This is a genomic window from Endozoicomonas sp. (assembly GCF_051008435.1).
In the GTDB taxonomy this organism is placed as follows: Bacteria; Pseudomonadota; Gammaproteobacteria; order Pseudomonadales; family Endozoicomonadaceae; genus Endozoicomonas_A.
Genome location: NZ_JBPCXO010000375.1, coordinates 1 through 1,487, shown reverse-complemented (window position 1 = coordinate 1,487; position 1,487 = coordinate 1). Strand labels below are relative to the sequence as shown.

Genomic DNA, 1,487 nt, shown 5'->3' with positions numbered 1-1,487 from the left:
CTCTGTTTGCATCAGACAGACCAATCCTGCTATACCAGAGCAACAGGTCTCCCGAGGGCAAGCCTTTCATGACACAGGTGCAGTTCTGCCAATGTTTTCCCCGGCACGATTCCGGTCAGAACCATCCTGGATTTGCACAGGATACATTCCAGCGGGTCAACGCCGAAGCTGTTCTTCATCAATGCCGGGAAGCGGATGGGAATGGCTTTTCTCTCTGGCTGATCCAGCAGGTCGTAAACCTTGGGTAACAGCTTTGATCGTACCCTGGTTGCCAGAAAACCGTAATACCGGATCATGCGGAAGCCCTTGTCCGGAATGTGCTGTACCAGGCGTTTGATGAAGTCCTCGACCTTACTGGAGAACCTCAGGTATTCCTTGGTGGCGTGGTTCAGGTAGCTGAAGATCACCTCCTTGCCGTCGTAGTGTCTCAGGCGGCTCATAGACAGTGGCGGGCGCTTCAGATAGCGACCCAGGTATTTGATGTTGCGATGGTGGTTCTTGCTGGGTTTGGCGAAGTGGATGATCCACGACTTCTGGTAGTGGATATTGAGCCAGCGATTGAACGCCGCTTTGTTGGGGCAGGTAGCTTGCAGATCTTTCGGTAGTTTTAGTTCGCCTCTGTTGTACGCTTCCCGGAACAAACTGATAATCTCATAGCGCCACATGGGCATAAGTGCCTTTTTGCAATAGTAGAGCGGCTTCCAGGCAGTATTATCATTAGCCAACCCGCCGACGGTGACAGAGAGGTGGACATGCACGTTCCACTTCAGGTCTCGCCCGAAAGTGTGCAGGGCGGTGAAGATGCCCGGCAGAATGCCTTTCTTTCTTGCCGCCTTCAGGATGATTTTTGCTGCCAGCCCGCTCAGGCATCCCAACAACTCCCGGTTGTAACGAAACAGTTCCCAGAGTTCCGCAGGCATGGTGAAAGTGATGTGCTGCCACTCGGTATCCGGCAGAATGGCTTTCTGTTCCTCTATCCACTGGTCAGTGAGCTTCTTGCCACAGGTGGGGCAGAACCTGCTCTTGCAGCTGAAGCAGACCTTCTTCTGGTGCGAACACTCCAGGTTGCTGCACTGGAATATGGCATAGCCCCGCACTGTCAATCCACAGCTGAGCATTTTGGGAACGTTATCCACGATGGCAGGGCGCATGCAGTGCTTGTACTTCTCGAAGAAGCCCCACCATGTTCCATCCTTGCGGAACAGTTCTTTAAGCCGGGTTGGAAGGCGCATGACAGGTTAACATAACGTTTTCAGCATGAGCACTAAGGCTGATCTTCAGGCTGTTCATCGTCCATCCGCTGTCGCTTGGGAGCGGGCGCACCCTCGCGCCCTTTCTCGTGAACGGTGGCAGTGTGCCTTCTAAGGGGTACAGCAATTAATAATTTACCGGCTCTGGCACAATAGCAACATCCCACTTTCGTAACTCAGGGTTTCGTATGATGTAAGGTTGAATTTCCTTCAATTCAGCTTTACTGAGCTTCACTC

At 52.7% G+C, this 1,487-nt stretch carries 1 protein-coding gene; it reads right to left on the bottom strand.

Going from position 1 to position 1,487, the window contains the following annotated elements; translation table 11 throughout:
* Positions 1–29: 29 nt before the first annotated feature.
* Positions 30–1,232 (bottom strand): IS91 family transposase, encoded by a 1,203-nt coding sequence (locus tag ACR2PX_RS18870; protein WP_434000908.1) that lies wholly within the window; start codon positions 1,230–1,232, stop codon positions 30–32.
* Positions 1,233–1,487 lie beyond the last annotated feature (255 nt).